This window comes from Micromonospora phaseoli, assembly GCF_900109115.1.
GTDB lineage: Bacteria > Actinomycetota > Actinomycetes > Mycobacteriales > Micromonosporaceae > Micromonospora > Micromonospora phaseoli.
The window spans coordinates 63,346-81,635 of sequence record NZ_FNYV01000009.1; the positions used below are offsets into that span (position 1 = coordinate 63,346).

The 18,290-nt window shown below is 72.5% G+C and carries 18 protein-coding genes; 13 read left to right on the plus strand and 5 right to left on the minus strand.

Annotated elements, in window-relative coordinates; translation table 11 throughout:
• Positions 1-248 precede the first annotated feature (248 nt).
• Together BMY89_RS21695 and BMY89_RS21700 are read left to right on the plus strand one after the other, a co-directional pair.
• Complete coding sequence (locus tag BMY89_RS21695; protein WP_092381882.1) at positions 249-1,538, plus strand: choice-of-anchor B family protein; 1,290 nt, start codon at positions 249-251, stop codon at positions 1,536-1,538.
• The gene (locus BMY89_RS21700) at positions 1,535-2,476 is read left to right on the plus strand and encodes a hypothetical protein (RefSeq protein WP_092381883.1); all 942 of its coding nucleotides are present in this window, start codon (positions 1,535-1,537) and stop codon (positions 2,474-2,476) included. Before BMY89_RS21695 ends, BMY89_RS21700 begins: the two co-directional genes overlap by 4 nt.
• Before the next feature lie 102 nt (positions 2,477-2,578).
• Here the strand turns inward: BMY89_RS21700 and BMY89_RS21705 are convergent, their stop codons facing one another.
• Positions 2,579-3,025 (minus strand): SRPBCC family protein, encoded by a 447-nt coding sequence (locus tag BMY89_RS21705; protein ID WP_092381884.1) that lies wholly within the window; start codon positions 3,023-3,025, stop codon positions 2,579-2,581.
• A 188-nt stretch (positions 3,026-3,213) separates the two neighbouring features.
• Here BMY89_RS21705 and BMY89_RS21710 point away from each other — a divergent pair, with 188 nt between their 5' ends.
• From BMY89_RS21710 to BMY89_RS21725, 4 genes are all read left to right on the plus strand, one after another.
• Positions 3,214-4,563, plus strand: coding sequence for a GH1 family beta-glucosidase (locus BMY89_RS21710; protein WP_232521481.1), 1,350 nt, complete (start codon positions 3,214-3,216; stop codon positions 4,561-4,563).
• Positions 4,560-5,831, plus strand: coding sequence for an MFS transporter (locus BMY89_RS21715; protein ID WP_092381885.1), 1,272 nt, complete (start codon positions 4,560-4,562; stop codon positions 5,829-5,831). Before BMY89_RS21710 ends, BMY89_RS21715 begins: the two co-directional genes overlap by 4 nt.
• Before the next feature lie 105 nt (positions 5,832-5,936).
• On the plus strand, positions 5,937-7,346 hold the full coding sequence (gltX, locus tag BMY89_RS21720) for a glutamate--tRNA ligase (protein ID WP_092381886.1): 1,410 nt from the start codon (positions 5,937-5,939) through the stop codon (positions 7,344-7,346).
• Between the two features lie 315 nt (positions 7,347-7,661).
• Positions 7,662-8,309 (plus strand): hypothetical protein, encoded by a 648-nt coding sequence (locus BMY89_RS21725; protein WP_092381887.1) that lies wholly within the window; start codon positions 7,662-7,664, stop codon positions 8,307-8,309.
• Between the two features lie 58 nt (positions 8,310-8,367).
• Here BMY89_RS21725 and BMY89_RS21730 read toward each other — a convergent pair whose 3' ends face one another.
• On the minus strand, positions 8,368-8,616 hold the full coding sequence (locus BMY89_RS21730; RefSeq protein WP_092381888.1) for a hypothetical protein: 249 nt from the start codon (positions 8,614-8,616) through the stop codon (positions 8,368-8,370).
• Positions 8,617-8,699: 83 nt separating this feature from the next.
• On the opposite strand from BMY89_RS21730, the gene BMY89_RS21735 reads away from it, so the two are divergent.
• From BMY89_RS21735 to BMY89_RS21760, 6 genes are all read left to right on the plus strand, one after another.
• Positions 8,700-10,034 (plus strand): PucR family transcriptional regulator, encoded by a 1,335-nt coding sequence (locus BMY89_RS21735; RefSeq protein WP_269766887.1) that lies wholly within the window; start codon positions 8,700-8,702, stop codon positions 10,032-10,034.
• Positions 10,035-10,112: 78 nt separating this feature from the next.
• The gene (locus BMY89_RS21740; protein ID WP_092381890.1) at positions 10,113-11,114 is read left to right on the plus strand and encodes an ACP S-malonyltransferase; all 1,002 of its coding nucleotides are present in this window, start codon (positions 10,113-10,115) and stop codon (positions 11,112-11,114) included.
• Positions 11,111-12,055: a beta-ketoacyl-ACP synthase III gene (locus tag BMY89_RS21745; RefSeq protein ID WP_092381891.1), complete on the plus strand. Its 945-nt coding sequence runs from the start codon at positions 11,111-11,113 to the stop codon at positions 12,053-12,055. Before BMY89_RS21740 ends, BMY89_RS21745 begins: the two co-directional genes overlap by 4 nt.
• 83 nt (positions 12,056-12,138) lie before the next feature.
• Entirely contained in the window at positions 12,139-12,378 is a 240-nt protein-coding gene (locus tag BMY89_RS21750; RefSeq protein ID WP_007072348.1) for an acyl carrier protein, read from the plus strand.
• A 1-nt stretch (position 12,379) separates the two neighbouring features.
• Positions 12,380-13,606, plus strand: a complete 1,227-nt coding sequence (gene fabF, locus BMY89_RS21755; RefSeq protein ID WP_092381892.1) for a beta-ketoacyl-ACP synthase II — start codon at positions 12,380-12,382, stop codon at positions 13,604-13,606.
• Positions 13,607-13,794: 188 nt separating this feature from the next.
• The gene (locus BMY89_RS21760; protein WP_139217993.1) at positions 13,795-14,433 is read left to right on the plus strand and encodes a lipoprotein; all 639 of its coding nucleotides are present in this window, start codon (positions 13,795-13,797) and stop codon (positions 14,431-14,433) included.
• Between the two features lie 9 nt (positions 14,434-14,442).
• Here BMY89_RS21760 and BMY89_RS21765 read toward each other — a convergent pair whose 3' ends face one another.
• Both BMY89_RS21765 and BMY89_RS21770 read right to left on the minus strand, forming a co-directional pair.
• The gene (locus tag BMY89_RS21765) at positions 14,443-16,194 is read right to left on the minus strand and encodes a glycoside hydrolase family 3 protein (protein ID WP_092381894.1); all 1,752 of its coding nucleotides are present in this window, start codon (positions 16,192-16,194) and stop codon (positions 14,443-14,445) included.
• 61 nt (positions 16,195-16,255) lie between these two features.
• Positions 16,256-16,747, minus strand: coding sequence for a DUF3145 domain-containing protein (locus BMY89_RS21770; protein ID WP_092381895.1), 492 nt, complete (start codon positions 16,745-16,747; stop codon positions 16,256-16,258).
• 315 nt (positions 16,748-17,062) lie between these two features.
• Between BMY89_RS21770 and BMY89_RS21775 the strand changes: the two genes are divergently transcribed.
• Positions 17,063-17,392, plus strand: a complete 330-nt coding sequence (locus BMY89_RS21775; protein WP_092381896.1) for a hypothetical protein — start codon at positions 17,063-17,065, stop codon at positions 17,390-17,392.
• Positions 17,393-17,606: 214 nt separating this feature from the next.
• Here BMY89_RS21775 and BMY89_RS21780 read toward each other — a convergent pair whose 3' ends face one another.
• Entirely contained in the window at positions 17,607-18,221 is a 615-nt protein-coding gene (locus BMY89_RS21780) for a carbonic anhydrase (RefSeq protein ID WP_092381897.1), read from the minus strand.
• Positions 18,222-18,290: the final 69 nt, after the last annotated feature.

The window sequence follows — 18,290 nt, forward strand, 5'->3', positions numbered from 1 at the left end:
CAGCACCCACGCCCGACGGGGCCCGGCGCGGTGACACCGCGCCGGGCCCTTCGCGTACCGCCGGTATGACCCGTCCGGTATCGACGGACGTCTTCTTCTTGTAACAGAAGGCATCCACAATTGCCGATAGGTGTTTCAGGCAACCCCCCACGTGCACCAGGCTGGACCGGTGGACCTTCCCCCGTCGCGCCCGTCCCCAGCCGGCCGGGACGCCATCGTCGGCGACGGCGCGACGGGAGGGAGCCTTCATGCGAATCATCCGGATCGGCCTCGCCCTGGCCGTCGGCACCCTGCTGGTGTCCACGCTCGGGCCCGGCTCGCCCTCGGTGGCGCACGACCCGGCCACCCCGGCCGGGCGGGAATCCGCGCAGGAGTTCATGGCCCAACGTGAACCGAGCCAGCAACTGGTCGCGGCCGCCGCGGCGACCTGCGCCAACGGCCAGGCGGCGGGCTACCCCTGCCGCAACGTGGACCTGCTGTCCTTCATGCCGTTGTCGAGCATCGGCGGCAGTCAGGCCAACGACATCTGGGGCTGGACCGACCCGCAGACCGGCAAGGAGTACGCGCTGGTCGGCCGCCGCAACGGCACCTCCTTCGTGGACGTGTCCAACCCGACCGCCCCGGTCTACCTGGGCAACCTGCCGGCGTACCAGAACCGCACCGCGGTCTGGCGGGACATCAAGGTCTACCGCGACCACGCGTACGTGGTGGCGGACGTCTCCGGGCACGGCATGCAGGTGTTCGACCTGACCCGGCTGCGCGGCGTCACCGCACCCCAGACCTGGACGGCCAACACGCACTACAGCCAGTTCGGCAACTCGCACAACATCGCTATCAACGAGCAGACCGGGTACGCGTACGCGGTCGGCACGAACACCTGCAGCGGCGGACTGCACATGGTCGACATCCGCACCCCGAAGTCCCCGGCGTACGCGGGCTGCGTCAGCAACGACGGCTACACCCACGACACCCAGTGCGTCGTCTACCGGGGCCCCGACACCGCCTACACCGGTCGGGAGATCTGCGTCAGCTCCAACGAGGACACGGTGACCGTGGTCGACGTGACCACCAAGTCCGCGCCCCGCCAGCTGTCCCGGATCGGCTACAGCGGGCGGGCGTACACCCACCAGGGCTGGTTCACCGAGAACCAGCGGTACTTCCTGCTCGACGACGAGCTGGACGAGACCCGTCGCGGGGTCAGGACGCAGACCTACATCTGGGACCTGGCGGACCTGGACGCGCCCCGGCACATCGGCACCTACAGCGCCCCCAGCGGGGTCTCGGCCACCGACCACAACCAGTACGTCAAGGGCAACTACAGCTACCAGGCCAACTACCGGGCCGGGCTGCGCATCCTGGACCTGCGCAACGTGGCCGCCGGCCAGGCCACCGAGGCCGGCTACTTCGACATCTACCCGTCGAGCAACAGCGCCTCGATGAACGGGGCGTGGAGCACCTACCCGTACTTCCCGAGCGGTGTCGTGGTGGTCAGCGGCATCGAGCAGGGGCTGTTCGTGCTCCAACCCCGCTTGTCATGACCGCGACCAGCCAGCATCCGGCGGCCGTCACCGACACCGTCGAGGGGGCGTCCCAGCCGGGACGCCCCCGCCCCGACGGGCCGCTCGTGGCCCAACCGGGCGCCGGTCGGGGCGCGCGCTACGCCGCCGCCGCGTTGGTGCTCGGCCTGACCCTGACGGTCGGCTTCTTCGCGGGACGGGCCGGCACCGACGCCGACCCGTCCCGGCCGGCGGCGGCCGGCGCGGGCGCACACACCAACCACGGGCCGGGCGGGCTGGAGGTGTCCCGCGACGGCTGGACACTGGCCCTGGACACCCCGGACCTGACCGCCGGCAAGCCGGGTGAGCTGGCCTTCCGGATCACCGACTCGGCCGGCGCCGCACTGACCACGTTCCAGGAGAACCACGAGCGGCGGATGCACCTGATCCTGGTCGGCCGCGACCTGACCGGCTACCAGCACGTGCACCCGGAGATGTCGCCGGACGGCACCTGGCGGGTCATGGTCACCCCGACCGCGCCCGGCCCGCTGCGGGCGATCGCCGACTTCTGGCCCGTGGGGGCGCCGGCGGGGGTCACCCTGGGCGTCGACGTGCCGGTCCCCGGCCGGTACGCCGCCGCGCCGCTCGTCGAGCCCGAGGAGACGGTCGTGGTGGACGGCTACACCATCACCCTCGACGGTGGGCTGCGCGCGGGCGAGTCGAACCAGGTGCTTGTCTGGCTCGGCCGCGACGGCCGGCCGGTGCCCGACCTGCAACGGCACCTGGGCGCGTACGGGCACCTGGTGGCGCTACGCCAGGGCGACGTGGCGTACCTGCACGTGCACCCGGCCGCGGCGAGTCAACCCAGCTCGGTGGTGGCGTTCGGCGTCACCGTGCCGGCGGCCGGCACCTACCGGCTGTTCTTCGAGTTCCGACACCTCGACGAGGTACGCGTCGCCGCGTTCACCGTCGTCGTGTGAGGACCGCGAGGACGCCGGCAGCCGAAAGCGGTGGCGGCCCGGGTGCACCTGGCAGGGACACCTGGGCCGCCACCGTCGCGGGTGACGCCGGGACCTGGCCCGTCAGCCGACGGCGGCCAGATCGGTCAGCCGGGCCAGTGAGTCCTCCAGGTCAGCGCCGACCCGACGCAGGCCGAGCCGGAGCAGGGCGGCCTTGACCGGGCCGGCCGGCCAGCGTACGACGATCAGCCGCACGACCGTCCCGCTCTCCTGTTCGTCCGGGGTGAGCTGGACGTATATCTCGGTGCGCGCCTCCGCTCGGGCACCGGCGCCCTTGGCGCGTTCGCGCCAGCCGATCAGGGTCGGCTCCTGGTAGGCGATCACCTCGGCCTCATGCGCGGCACCGCGTCCGGCCTGGACCAGCTGCCGCCGACCGAAGCCCTCCCCCGAGAGCACCTCGGCCGCACGGACGCCGGCCAGCCAGGCCGGCAACTGCTCGGCCCGCTGCACCACGTCCCAGACCGCTTCCACCGGCGCCGCCACGTGCGCGCTGCGTTCCACGAGGATCATTTTTCCGTCTTCCTCCAGTGAGGACATCCCACGATATTTGGAACTGTATGCGCAAAAACGGACGTATGCGGACGTGTTCGTAAAAGACACGCCGAAACGTATTGCCCTCCGGGGCTCCGGCGCCTATGGCGTCCCGCCACGCGGGCCCCTAGAGTTCCGAACACGTTTCGCGTTAGCCGGGAGGGCGCATGCCGACCGCTCCGATGCCCGAGTTCCCCACCGGATTCCGCTGGGGTGTCTCCACGTCCGCCTACCAGATCGAGGGCGCCGCCGGTACCGACGGTCGCGGGCCCTCCATCTGGGACACCTTCGCCCACCCGCCCGGTCGCATCGTCGACGGCAGCAGCGGCGAGGTGGCCTGTGACCACTACCACCGGTACGCCGAGGACGTGGCCCTGATGGCCGGGCTCGGTGTCACCGCGTACCGCTTCTCGGTGGCCTGGCCCCGGGTGCTGCCCACCGGAGGTGGCGCGGTCAACCCCGCCGGGCTGGACTTCTACGAACGGCTGGTCGACGAGCTGCTCGACCACGGCATCGACCCGGTCGCCACCCTCTTCCACTGGGACCTCCCCCAGCCGCTGGAGGACGCCGGCGGCTGGTTGAACCGGGACACCGCCCACCGCTTCGCCGACTACGCCGACGCGGTGGCGGCCCGCCTCGGTGACCGGGTGAAGCTCTGGATCACCCTCAACGAACCGTTCATCCACATGAGCCTCGGGTACGGCATCGGCGTACACGCGCCGGGCCGGATGCTGCTCCTCGACGCCTTCCCGGTGGCCCACCACCAACTGCTCGGCCACGGTCTCGCGGTCGCCGCGCTGCGCGCCCACAGCACCAGCCCGGTCGCGATCGCCAACAACTACTCGCCGGTGCGTACCGTCGGCGACAGCCCGGCCGACGCCGCCGCCGCGGCGGCCTACGAGGCGCTGCACAACCGGCTGTTCACCGACCCGCTGCTCGGCCGCGGATACCCACCCGAACTGGGCTTCGACACCACCGTGGTACGCGACGGCGACCTGGACGTGATCGCCGCCCCGATCGACGTGCTGGGCGTCAACTACTACCACCCCACCGGCGTACGCGCGCCCGAGGAGGGGGCACCGCTCCCCTTCGACCTGGTGCCGCTCACCGGCTACCCGCGTACCGCCTTCGACTGGCCGGTCGTCCCGGACGGGCTGCGCGACCTGCTCGGCTGGCTGCGTGACCGCTACGGCGCGGACCTGCCGCCGATCCAGGTCACCGAGAGCGGCTGCGCCTACGACGACGTACCCGACGCCACCGGTCGGGTGCCCGACCCCGACCGGATCGCCTACCTGGAGGCGCACCTGCGGGCGGTACGCGCCGCGATCGACGACGGGGTCGAGGTGACCGGGTACTTCGTCTGGTCGCTGCTGGACAACTGGGAGTGGGCCGAGGGCTTCACCAAGCGCTTCGGCCTGGTGCACGTCGACTTCGACACCGGCCACCGCACGCCGAAGTCGTCGTACGCCTGGTTGCGCGAGGTGATCGCGACGGCCCGCCGGGGACCGGTCCGGTGACCACCGTCGACCCCACCCCGACCTCGCTGCCGGCGGCGCTCGCCGAACCGACGGTCTCGGTCCGGCGGGGATGGATCGCGCTGCTGTTCGCCGCCAATCTGGGCGTCTGGATGGCCTTCTTCACCCCGATCCAGGTGCTGTTGCCGCAGCAGCTCGGGCAGATCGCGCCGGCGAACAAGGAGACCATGCTGGCGGTGGTCACCGGAGTCGGCGCCCTGGCCGCGGTGATCGCCAACCCGCTCGCCGGCGCGCTGTCGGACCGGACCTGCCTGCGGCTGGGCCGGTGGGAGTTCGGCCGCCGGCATGTCTGGACCCTCGGCGGCGCGGTCCTCGGCGCGCTGGCGCTGGTGCTCCTCGCGCAGGCACGCACCGTGCTCGCGGTGACGGTGGGCTGGGTCGCCGCGCAGGTCTGCTTCAACGCGATGCTGGCCAGCCTGACCGCCGCCGTACCGGATCGGGTGCCGGTCACCCAGCGCGGCGGCGTCTCCGGCTGGGTCGGTATCCCGCAGGCGCTCGGGCTGGTCCTCGGCGTCGTGCTGGTCACGGCCGTGGTCACCGGCAACGCCGCCGGCTACCTGGCGATGGCCGCGGTCGTGCTGCTGCTGGCGCTGCCGTTCGCGCTGCGTACCGCCGACGACCCGCTGCCCCGCACGCACCGGCCGCCGCTGCGCGGTCTGTTCCGGGGGATGTGGGTGTCGCCGCGCCGGTACCCGGACTTCGGTTGGGCCTGGATCACTCGCTTCCTGGTCCAGCTCGGCAACGCCCTGGGCACCCTCTACCTGCTCTACTTCCTCACCGACGAGGTGCGGGTCGCCGACCCCGAGGGCGGGTTGCTGGTGCTGATCCTGCTCTACACCGCCGGGTTGATGGCAACCACGGTGGTGGCCGGCCGACTGTCGGACCGCACCGGCAGGCGCAAGGTCTTCGTCATCGCCGCCGGGGTGGTGATCGCGGTGGCGGCGCTGCTGCTGGCCGTCGCGCCCACCTGGCCGATGGCGCTCATCGCCGCGCTGCTGCTCGGCGGCGGCTACGGGGTGTACCTGTCGGTCGACGCCGCCCTGATCACCCAGGTGCTGCCGAGAGCAACCGACCGGGCCAAGGACCTCGGCGTGATCAACATTGCCAACTCGGCGCCGCAGGTGCTCGGCCCGGCCATCTCCGCGCCGATCGTGGTCTACCTGGGCGGTTACCCGGCGTTGTACGCCACCACCGCAGCGGTGACGCTGCTCGGCAGCGTCCTGGTCCTGAAGATCCGATCCGTTCCGTGACGGGCCGCCGTGTTCCGTGGTGTTAGGAGGAGGCCCCGGTACAACGCCAGGCGATAACAAGGGCCCCTTCCTTAATGCCTGGCAGGCGGCCGTAGGCTGGGGGCTGTGACGGTACGTGTGCGCTTCGCCCCCTCCCCGACCGGTATGTTCCACGTCGGCGGCGCCCGCTCGGCGCTGCAGAACTGGATCTACGCCAAGCAGCAGGGCGGGGTGTTCGTGCTGCGCATCGAGGACACCGACGCGGCGCGGAACAGGCCCGAGTGGACCGAGGGCATCCTGTCGGCGCTGGACTGGATCGGCATCGAGCGGGGCAGCTACGAGGGCCCGTACTTCCAGTCCGCGTACGCCGACGAGCACCGTTCCGCCGCCCGGCGGCTTCACGACTCGGGCCGGGCGTACTACTGCGACTGCACCCGGGAGGCGGTGCAGGCCCGCACCGGCAACCAGTACACCGGCTACGACGGGTTCTGCCGCGACCGGGGGTTGCCGCCCGGCGAGGGCCGGGCGCTGCGCTTCCGCACCCCGGACGAGGGTTCGACGGTGGTCACCGACCTGATCCGGGGCGAGCCGACCTTCGAGAACAAGCTCATCGAGGACTTCGTCATCGCCCGGGGCGACGGTTCGCCGGTCTTCCTGCTGGCCAACGTCGTGGACGACATGACGATGGGGATCACCCACGTGATCCGGGCCGAGGAGCACCTGCCCAACACCCCGAAGCAGCAGCTGCTCTGGGACGCGCTCGGGGTGAAGCCGCCGATCTGGGCGCACGTGCCGGTGGTGGTGAACGAGAAACGGCAGAAGCTGTCCAAGCGCCGCGACAAGGTCGCCCTGGAGGCGTACCGGGACGAGGGCTACCTCGCCGCCGCGATGCGCAACTACCTGATGCTGCTCGGCTGGGCCCCCTCGGGCGACCGGGAGATCGTGCCCTGGTCGGTGATCGAGGACGAGTTCCGGCTGGCGGAGGTCAACCCGTCGCCGGCCTTCTTCGACGAGAAGAAACTGCGCGCGTTCAACGGGGAGTACATCCGGGCGCTGCCCGTCGAGGAGTTCGTCGAGGCCTGCCAGCCGTGGTTGACCGGCACCGACACCATCGCACCCCCGCCGTGGCAGCCCGACGAGTTCGACCCGGCCGCCTTCGCCGCGGTGGCGCCACTGGCGCAGACCCGGATCGCGGTGCTCAGCGAGATCGTGCCGAACGTCGACTTCCTCTTCGTCGCCACGCCACTGATCGACGAGGCGGCCTGGGCCAAGGCGATGAAGGCGGGCTCGGCGGAGCTGCTAGACGCCGCCATCGCCGCCTTCGAGGCCGTCGGCTCGTGGGACGCGGAAACGCTGAAGTCCACTCTTGAGGCGGTCGGCGCGGAGCGCGGTCTCAAGCTCGGCAAGGCCCAGGCTCCGGTACGCGTCGCGGTCACCGGACGCACCGTCGGGTTGCCGCTGTTCGAGTCGCTGGAGGTGCTCGGTCCCGAGCGCAGCCTGACCCGGATGCGCGCCGCCCGGGTACGCCTGGTCTGACTGCCGAGGCACTTCCCGGGGCCGCTCGGCGGCGGGCGACACGCCGACGAGCATTACCCGGGGTACCCCGGGCGCGCTATTCTGCCAACCATCACAGCCTTCGCAGAGGTAAGATCCGCCCGCTGGTACCGGGCGGTCGTTGGTCGAGTCGCGATCGCAGGTAGATCCGATTAGTGTTCCATCAGCTGCAACCGATCGACGTTCCGCGGAGTCTTTGAGGTGGGTACACCCGTCCTGTGGGCGGTCACCGACGTCGGCCTTCCAACGCGTGACCCCTGCAGCACAGCCACCCATCGAACGGGGCGAGGAGGCGGCATGGTCCGACGGTTCAGGCGACTGGCTGCGGTGGTGGTGAGCGGGATCGCGGCCCCGCTGCTGGCGCTCACCCTGGCCGAGCCCGCCATGGCGGCGCCGAAGACGCCACCCGCCGGTGTGGACATCACCGGGCACGGGCTTGGCGAGCCGCTGCGGCTGCGCGCGGAATCCCACCCGGAACACGTCGTCGCCGTCATCGAGCAGGTCAACCACCGTGGCCTCGTCCGCCAGTCCGGCGGACCGAAGAAGGCCGACCTCGGTCCGAAGTACACGGTCGTGGTGTTCGCGGGCGACGTTCCGAAGCAGACCTACGACCTCTACCCGAAGGCGGTCGGCGGTCCCCGGGTGTACCGGCCGGCCAAGCAGCCGGACAACAAGGTCACTGCAAGCTGGTACCTGGGGCGGGTCAGCATGTCCGAGACGCTGCGGACCGCCGGTGTGCCGCTGGAGCGGACGTACGAGGCCGTCACCGGCGGCGCGGGTGGCGGCGAACGCATCATCCCGGAGGAGGCGCTCAACCCCGCCGAGGACCTCAACGAGGCGTTCGGCGAGCTACGGCGCCTGCTCCTGCTCAACGTCGCGGTGATGCTGGTGATCACCGTCGGTCTCGCCGGAATCGCGCTGCTGATCCGCCGCCGTACCCGCTGATCCGTCTCGCTACCCGGAGACGTCTCGCCACCTGGATCCGCTCAGCACCAGGATCCGCTCAGCACCAGCGGCGCGGCGGGCGTTCCCGTCGGAGGCTGCGGTGGGCCGGACGGACCGGGCCGTGGCGGTGCGCCCCGGCCCAACCGGGCAGCACACTGCGACAGCCACCGGTCGTCGACTCGGGTTGCCCCGGGGCCGGTGGCTCGGCGGCGCGCTGGCGGGGCACCGACGGCTCGACGCCGCGGGGCCAGGTGGATGCCACGTCCTCCCCCTGGGCGCAGCCGTGCTCGGCCTCCCCCTGCGCCATCGGTGTCTCCTCACCCTCTCGCCCTCACCCGCCGGTGCCCACCCGACGTGCCCTGTCACCGTACTGGCCGCATCCGACGGCCCGTGCAGCGCGTACCCGATGGGCGTCGACGGTCACCCCCGCCGACGCCTGCCGTCGAGGTCCAGGTCAGGGCATGCCAGGCTAGACGGGTGAGCGAGACGGGCGGGACGGACCTGTCGGCCACGCTGCGCCGGATCGAACGGGCGGCCGGGGCGCTGGCCACCGCGAGCGTTGCCCGGATGGACGACACCCTGCCCTGGTTCCGGGGGCTGCCGGCCGACCAGCGCTCGTGGGTGATGCTCGTGGCCCAGGCCGGCGCCCGCTCCCTGGTCCAGTGGCTGCGTTCCGGCGGCGGGGCCGGCGAGGGGACCCAGGAGGTCTCCGACGAGGTGTTCGCCACCGCCCCGCAGGACCTGGCCCGCTCGATCTCCCTCCAGCAGACCGTCGCACTGATCAAAGTCACCATCGACGTGGTCGAGGAACAGGTCGGCCTGCTGGCCGCCCCCGGCGAGGAGCCGCAGCTGCGCGAGGCGGTGCTCCGGTTCTCCCGGGAGATCGCCTTCGCCGCCGCCCGGGTGTATGCCCGGGCCGCCGAGTCACGTGGTTCCTGGGACGCCCGCCTACAGGCTCTGCTGGTGGACGCGCTGCTGCGCGGCGACTCCCCGGACGTGCTGGCCAGCCGCGCCGCCGCCCTCGGTTGGACGGACGCGCCACCGGTGTCGGTGGCGGTCGGTCCCTCCCCGGGCGGCGAGGTCGCGGCCGTGCTGCACACCGTCTACCGCCAGGCCCGGCGGATCGGGGTGGAGGTGATCGGAGGCGTGCACGGCGACCGGCTGGTGATCGTGCTCGGCGGGGCGGCCGACCCGGTCGCGGCGACCGGCAACCTGCTGACCGTCTTCGGCGAAGGGCCGGTGGTCGTCGGTCCGGCCGTGCCCAGCCTGGACGAGGCCACCGAGTCGGCCCGGGCAGCACTCGCCGGGTACCGGGCGGCACCGGCCTGGCCGGCCGCGCCCCGGCCGGTCCACGCCGGCGACCTGCTGCCCGAGCGGGCGCTCGCCGGCGACGCCGAGGCCCGACGGCGACTGCGCCACGACGTGTACGCGGTGCTGGTCCGCGCCGGCGGTGAGCTGCTGGAGACGCTGGACGCCTTCTTCGCCGCGGGTGGCACGTTGGAGAGCGCCGCCCGGGCGCTGTTCGTGCATCCGAACACCGTGCGCTACCGGCTGCGGCGGATCGCCGATGTCACCGGCTTCAGCCCGCTGGCCCCCCGGGACGCCTTCGCCCTGCGGATCGCGCTGACCGTCGGCCGGCTGGACCCGGTGGCGCCGAGCCAGACATTGACCCCACCGGTCGGTAAAAGATCACAGATTGGTGATGATCAGCACCAATCTTTGTAGGATCCCTCCAACTGTTCTAGTGCGGTTTGGTGCCAGCCGGCACAGCGCAACCCGTGGGTATCCAGGAGAGTCATACACGTGCTCGCCGTTCTCAGTCCCGGCCAGGGTTCCCAGAAACCCGGCTTCCTGACCCCCTGGCTCGACCTGACCGGCGTCGAGGCCCGGCTGCGCTCGTGGTCGACGCTGGCCGGCGTCGACCTGGTGCACCTGGGCACCGTCGCGGACGCCGACGAGATCCGGGACACCGCCCGTACCCAGCCACTGCTGGTCGCCGCAGCGCTGCTCGCCGCCGAGCACCTGCCGATGGGCGACGTCTCGCTGACCGCCGGGCACAGCGTCGGCGAACTCGGCGCGGCGGCGCTGGCCGGAGCGCTGCCGCCGGAGGCGGCGATCACCCTCGCCGGCGTACGTGGCCGGGAGATGGCCGCCGCCTGCGCGCTGGAGCCGACCGGTATGGCCGCCGTGCTCGGCGGCGACCCGGACGAGGTGGTCGCCGCGATCGCCGGACACGGGCTGTACGCGGCGAACCGCAACGGCACCGGTCAGATCGTCGCCGCCGGCACGGTCGCCGGGCTGGAGAAGCTGGCCGCCGAGCCGCCCGCCCGGGCGCGGGTCATCCGGCTGCAGGTGGCCGGCGCGTTCCACACCCCCTACATGGCCCCGGCGGAGACGGCGCTGGCCACGGTCGCGGCGGGGATCACGCCGAGCGACCCGGCTCGGACCCTGCTGTCCAACCTCGACGGCACGGCGGTCACCGGCGGCCGGGAGCTGCTGCAGCGGCTGGTCCGCCAGGTCACCGCCCCGGTCCGCTGGGATCTCTGCATGGCCACCCTGGCCGAGCGCGGCGTGACCGGCGTGATCGAGCTGCCGCCCGCCGGCACGCTCGCCGGTCTGGTCAAGCGCGAACTCAAGGGCTCGGGCGCCCCGGAGATCGTCACCCTGAACACGCCGGACGACCTGCCCGCCGCCCGCGACCTGATCGCCCGGCACAGCGGCCCGTCGTCCGGCCACGAGCCAGTCGTCGAACACAGTCCGAACCAGTCTCGTGACGAGACCGACCGTAGGGGGGCCTCGTCATGACGGGCAGCCGCATCCTGTCCATGGGGCACTACCAGCCCTCCCGGGTGGTGACCAACGACGACATCGCGCAGCTGGTGGAGACCAACGACGAGTGGATCCGCGACCGGGTCGGCATCGTGAGCCGACGGATCGCCGGTGACGAGACGGTCGCCGACATGGCCGCGGCCGCCGCCGACAAGGCGCTGGCCAACTCCGGCCTCACCGCCACCGACATCGACCTCGTCGTGGTCGCCACCTGCACCTCGATCGACCGGAGCCCGAACGTGGCCTGCCGGGTCGCCGCCAAGCTGGGCATCAACGCGCCCGGGGCGTTCGACCTCAACACCGCCTGCTCCGGCTTCGCGTACGCACTGGGTACCGTGGACCACGCGATCCGGGCCGGCGCGTCGCGCAACGCCCTGGTCATCGGCGCGGAGAAGCTCTCCGACTTCACCGACTGGACCGACCGCTCCACCTGCATCATCTTCGCCGACGGCGCGGGGGCGGCCGTGGTCACCGCCGCCGCCGAGGACGAGCCGGTCGGCATCGGTCCGGTGGTGTGGGGTTCGGTGCCGGAGCGCGGCGACGCGGTACGCATCGAGGGCTGGCGCCCGTACGTCGCCCAGGAGGGCCAGACGGTGTTCCGCTGGGCCACCACCGCGCTGGCGCCGCTGGCCCTGCAGGCGTGCGAGCGGGCCGGGGTCGACCCGGCCGAGCTGGCCGCGTTCGTCCCGCACCAGGCCAACTCCCGGATCATCGACGGGATCGCCAAGCGGCTGAACATCCCGCAGGCGATCATCGCCAAGGACATCGTCGAGTCCGGCAACACCTCGGCGGCCAGCATCCCGCTGGCCCTGTCCAAGCTGGTCGAGCGCCGCGAGGTGCCCTCGGGCGCCCCGGTGCTGCTGTTCGGCTTCGGTGGTGGCCTGACCTACGCCGGTCAGGTCGTCCGCTGCCCCTGATACCCCCTCGGCGTGACAGCGCCGAGGAGCGACGGGTGGCGTCGCCGCCCCGTCGAGAAACCCGATGAGAGGAACCCACCGCAATGACCCGTGACGAGATCACCGCCGGCCTCGCCGAGATCCTCGAAGAGGTTGCCGGGGTGAACCCGGACGACGTGGCCGAGGGGAAGTCCTTCACCGACGACCTGGACGTCGACTCGCTCTCCATGGTGGAGGTCGTGGTGGCGGCCGAGGAGAAGTTCGGCGTCAAGATCCCGGACAACGAGGTGCAGAACCTCAAGACGGTCGGGGACGCCGTGAGCTACATCGAGGCGCAGTCCTGATATGAGTCGCATCGACGTCGTCGTCACCGGGCTCGGCGCGACCACCCCGCTGGGCGGGGACGTCGCGTCGACCTGGGACGCCATGCTCGCCGGCCGCTCCGGGGTGGGCGCGCTCACCCAGGAGTGGGCCGGGCAACTACCGGTCCGGATCGCCGCCGAGCTGGCGGTCGATCCGGCCACCGTGCTGGACCGGGTCAAGCTGCGCCGGTTGGACCGCTCCGAGGCGATCGCGCTGATCGCCGCCCACCAGGCCTGGGCGGACTCCGGCCTGGCCGACGCCGGGCTGGACCCGGAGCGGCTGGGGGTCAGCATCGGCTCCGGCATCGGCGGCGCGGTCACCCTGCTCGCCCAGGACGACATCCTGGAGGCGTCGGGCCCTCGCCGGGTGTCCCCGCACACCGTGCCCATGCTGATGCCCAACGGCCCGGCCGCCTGGGTGGGTCTGGAGCTGCGCGCCCAGGCCGGCGTGCACTCGGTGGCCAGCGCCTGCGCCACCGGCGCGGAGGCGATCGCGCTGGGCCTGGACATGATCCGGGCCGGCCGCGCCGACGTGGTGGTGGCCGGCGGCACCGAGGCCGTGATCCACCCGCTGCCGATCGCCGGCTTCGCCTCGATGCGGGCCATGTCGACCCGCAACGACGAACCGGAGCGGGCCTCCCGGCCGTGGGACAAGGGCCGGGACGGCTTCGTCCTCGGCGAGGGCTCCGGCATCGTGGTGCTGGAACGGGCCGATCACGCGGCGGCCCGGGGTGCCCGGGTGTACGCGCGACTGGCGGGTGCCGGCATCACCTCCGACGGCTACGACATCGTCCAGCCGCACCCGGAGGGCGCCGGCGCGATCCGGGCCATCGCCAAGGCGATCTCCGACGCGGACGTGGCGAAGTCCGACATCGTCCACGTCAACGCGCACGCCACGTCGACGCCGGTGGGCGACATGGCGGAGATCACCGCGCTGCGCACGGCGCTGGGCGACCACCCGGTGCTGACCGCCACCAAGTCCATGTCCGGTCACCTGCTCGGTGCCGCCGGTGCGCTGGAGTCGATCGCCACCATCCTGACGATCCGCGACAGCGTCGTGCCACCGACGATCAACCTGGACGACCCGGACGACGGCCTCACCCTGGATGTGGCCGCCAACAAGGCACGGCAGCTGGACGTGCCCGCCGCGTTGAACAACTCGTTCGGCTTCGGCGGCCACAACGTGGCGCTCGTCTTCACCCGGGTCTGACCGCAGCGCCGCTGGGCGTAGCCGGATCGCCGGGACGTGGACGTCCCGGCCGCTCAACCGCGGGTACCGCACGCCCCCTGCCGACGTGCACGAGCGTCGGCAGGGGGGCTTTGCTCCAGGAACTTGACGTTCGTCCCTGGTACCGCTTTGCTGACCCGTCTGTGGATCAACATCGGGGGGCGGACATCGTGAGAAAACGGGCGATCGCAATGGCGGCGCTGACCATCGGGCTGCTCGGCGGATGCGCCGACGCCGAGGCCGAGCCGGGCGGAGCCGGCACGACCGGCGAACCATGGCACGACGAGGTGGCCGCCGCCGCACCGGCCGGCACGGTCGGTGCCGGCGCCCCCTGCCCGCTGCCGGTGACCTTCGGCCTGGCGGACGGCTGGGAGGCCACGCCGGTCGAGGCACCCGATCCCGCGAACGAGTTGGGCAACGCGGTGGCCGAGGCGCTGACCCGCCGGGGCGGCTCGACCGTGCGCTGCGAGCTGGACGGCCGGGCGGTGGTGCCGGGCTTCCTGCGGGTGTGGACCGTCGACGTCGCGGGCACCCCGGCCCGGCAGGCGCTGGAGGCGTTCGTCGACGCCGAGGAGCAGGTGAGCGAGCCGCAGTACCGCGAGACCCGCCCGGGTGACCTCGACGTGGTCGAGGCGACCTGGCTGGCCCGGCGGGCGCTGACGGACTCCGACGTCCGGGAGTGGGCCCTGGCCGTCCAGCTGGGCGACCGGACGGTGCTGGTCGAGGCGAGCACCACCAGCTTCGGCGAGCCGGTCGAGGTGCTGCCCGCGTACCGGCTGGCCCGCGACACCCTCACCGGTTCGGGCTGACCGGGGACCTCAGCCGGAGCAGGTGGTGGCGGGCAGCCCGCTGACCTTCACCGGGGAGCGGCCCTGCGGGCGGGCCTTGCCGGCGAGCACGTCGGCGAGCGCGGCCATCGAGGCACGGCTCGACGAGTAGGTGGCCAGCAGCGTCGGCGAGGACGCCCGGGCCAGCACGTACGGGGTGTCCATGGCGACCGTGACGGCGGCGTCAGCGCGCAGGTCGCTGGCGCCGTCGCCGTACCCGACCAGGTGGACGACCGTGCCGCCGCTGGGCACCACCTTCATCCCGGCCGAGGTCAGCGCCTCGGTCAACGCCGCCCGGGTGTGTGCCCGGCCGTCCGAGGAGGTGACCGTTACCGGGCCACGGACCCCACTGGTGTCGCACTTGCCGCGCAGCACGGTGACCGCGCCGGCGGCGAGCGCGCCGGCCGCCGCACGGTGGGCCTTGGAGCCCAGCGTGGACAGCTCCGGCGTGGGCCGGTCGGCCAGGGTGAACTTCATGGTCAGCACGCGGGTGGCCGCCTCCACCAGCCGGGACCGGGGCAGCGAACCGTCCCGCAGCGCCGCCAGCAGTCCGTCGTATGCCTGGCCGACGTTCGGCGGCATGAGGATCAGGTCGTTGCCGGCCTTGAGGGCGCGGACCGCCGCCTCGCCCGGTCCGAAGCGGCGGGCCGGCGGCATGTTCATCCCGTCGGTGATCACCACACCCTGGAAGCCGAGCTCCCCACGCAGCACCTCGGTGAGCAGCTTGTACGAGAAGGTGGCGGCCACCCCCGGGTCGACCGAGCGCACGTCGAGGTGGGCGGACATCACGGCCAGCGCGCCGGCCTCGATGCCGGCGGTGAACGGCGGCCACGCCTCGGCCGCCAGCTTGCCGCGCGACTGCTCGAGTACGGGCAGGTCCTTGTGTGAGTCGACGGCGCTGTGGCCGTGCCCCGGGAAGTGCTTGAGCGTGGCCGCCACGCCGGCGGTCTGCAGTCCGCGTACCGCACCGCCGACCTGGTTGGCCGCGCGCTGCGGATCCGCGCCGAACGACCGGGACCCGATCACCGTGCTGCGGGTCACCAGCACGTCGGCGACGGGCGCGAAGTCGACGTTGACCCCCATCGCGGCCAGTTCGGTGCCGGCGGCACGCCAGGCGGCCTCGGTCAACGCCGGGTCGTTCGCGGCTCCGGCGCCGAGCGCGCTGGGCAGCATGGTGACCCCGTCGGTGATGCGGGTGACCACCCCGTACTCCTGGTCGGTGCCGATCAGGAAGGGTGCGGCACCGGCGGGCAGCTTCCCGGCGGCCGTACGCAGTCCGGTCGTCAGCTTCCGGACCTGCTTCGGGTTGTCGACGTTGGTGGTCTCCTGATTGCCCTGGGTGGGGTCGTCCGCGCTGAAACCCACCAGGATCAGCCCGCCGAGCCGGTACTTCTCGATCATCTGGGCCGGCGTGTCCACCGCGCCCAGGGCCTGGTTGCCGGCTGCCGAGCCGGCCGAGACCTTCGTCGCCTGGTCGCCGTAGGCGTACGGCATCAGCACCTGGCCGACCAGGTCCTCGTCGGCGAGTTCGGCGACGAGTGCGGCGGCCCGGGTGGCCGGGTCCTCCGGCGGGGCGGTCGATGGTGGCGCCGCTTGCGTGGTCGGGGCGGCTTCCGTGGTCGGCGCGGCGGACGGGCTCGACCCGGGGCGCTGCCCGGCGCCGGAGCAACCGGAGACGAGCAGCGTGGTCACGACGACGAGCGCGGCGGCGACGCGCCGAGGGGTGGTCGACACGCGGACCATCCCACCAGCTCACCGCGTATCGGGGCAACTCGACCTTCGCCGGGGCGGCCGGCTGTGCCGCTCAGCCGACCCGGGTGAGCAGCGTCACCGGCGCGCCGTCACCGGCGTAGCGGTAGGGCTCGAGCTCCGCGTCCCACGCGGTGCCGAGCGCCTTGTCCAGGGCGTGCGCGAGAGCCTCCGGCGCCCGCGCTCCGGCCATGATGCTGCGCAGTCGGTCCTCGCCGAGCTGGATGTCCCCGGCGGCGCCAACGGTCGCCCGGAACAGCCCTCGACCGGGTACGTGCATGAAGCGTTCGCCGTCGGCACCCTGACTGGGCTCCTCGGTGACCTCGAAACGGATCATGGGCCACTGCCGGAGGGCAGCGGCCAGCTCGGCACCCGTCCCCGGGCTACCGGACCACCCGCACTCGGCCCGGCGGGCGCCGGGATCGACGGGTTGGGCTGTCCACTGCAGGTTGACCGGCGCGGCGAGGACGCGCGCGATCGCCCACTCGACGTGCGAGCACACGGCGAGCGGGGTCGAGTGGACATATACGACGCCACGCGTTGGCACGGTGACCTCCCGGAGTGCGAGGTGCGTCTTCCCCTACGACCTCGCCCGACCCGGGTGTGTGTTGCTGCAACACATGATGACTGGTGTGACGGATGGTGCGCCAGGGAATCGGGAAATCCGCCGGCCGGAAATACCCGGACAGGTGACCGCCGTTGCACCTCGTGACGGCCGCGATGACCAGCCGGCATCGTGGTTCGTGTAAAGTTCCATCGGCGGCCTGTGCCGCGTAAGCCTCCGCGGGTCTCACCCATCCGGTGCCGCCCGCAACAGCCCCCGGACGTCCAGTCCTCCGTACGTCTTGCAAGGAGTACCTCCGTGGCGAGCAACACCTCTAAGACCGCGCGCGCGTCAGTCCGGGCCGGCCAGGCTGGCCAGGGTGGCGCACTCAGCGTGCTGGGCGAGTTCAAGTACCTGATCCCGCTCAACGGCGGCAAGCACGCCTACGTGCGGAACCTCACCAACGGCAAGACGGCGCACCTGCGTACCGACTCCGAGGCCTTCGTCGAGGAGATCCGGGTGCTGGCCGCCGCCGGCCACGCCGCCAAGATCCGCGCGGAGATCAACGGCCTCAACGCCACCCACCCGGGTGACGGCTGGGACGCCACCGAGAAGCGCCTGGTCGAGGCCGGCGTCTTCGAGAGCTGATCCCGCGAGGGCCGAGCGCCCTCCCCGCACCACCGTGAACGCCCGCCGGCCCACCCGGCGGGCGTTTCCCGTCCCACCCCACCCCCACCCCACCCCCACCCCCCCACCGCGTCGATCATGCAGTTGTGGCGGTCACAGAACGGCCTTCAATTCGCGAAGCGGGCACCACAACTGCATGATCGACGGTTTGGGGTGGGGTGGGGGTTTGGGTGGGCTACCGGGGGTCGAGGAGGGTGACTTCGCCGGTGGAGAGGGTGTAGAGGGCACCGGTGACGGCGACGCGGGCGGCGTCGATCGGGGGCGTCAGGGTGGGATCGGCGCGCAGCGTGGCGACGGTACGGCGGACGTGTCGGCGGATCGCCAGGGGCTGCACCTGGGGGTCGTCCACGCCGACCTCGACCACCGCGGGGGCGATCCGGTCGACCAGGTGGGCCAGCGCGCCCCCCGGCCGCCGCCCGGTGCGCAGCGACTCGACGGTCGCCTCCACCGCCCCGCAGCGCTCGTGCCCCAGCACCATCACCAGCGATACGCCCAGCACCTCGACCACGTACTCGATCGAGCCCAGCACCGCCCGGTCCAGCACGTGGCCGGCGGTGCGGATCACGCAGATCGAGCCGAAGGTCTGGTCGAAGATCGCCTCCAGGGGCACCCGCGAGTCGATGCAGCCCAGCAGGACGGCGTACGGCTGCTGGTCACCGGAGGCGCTCGCCGCCGCGGCGGTCACGTCGTGCCCGTGTATCGGCTGGCCGCTGACGAAGCGGCGGTTGCCGGTGAGCAGTTCGGCGAGGGCCGCTCGGGGCGTACCCCCGCGGGCCCGGTGCGCTGCCATGCCCACAGCTTGACCGGACCGTCGTCGGCGCGGAGGGGCTTGGCGGGATCTTCTCAGCGCCCCGGTTCG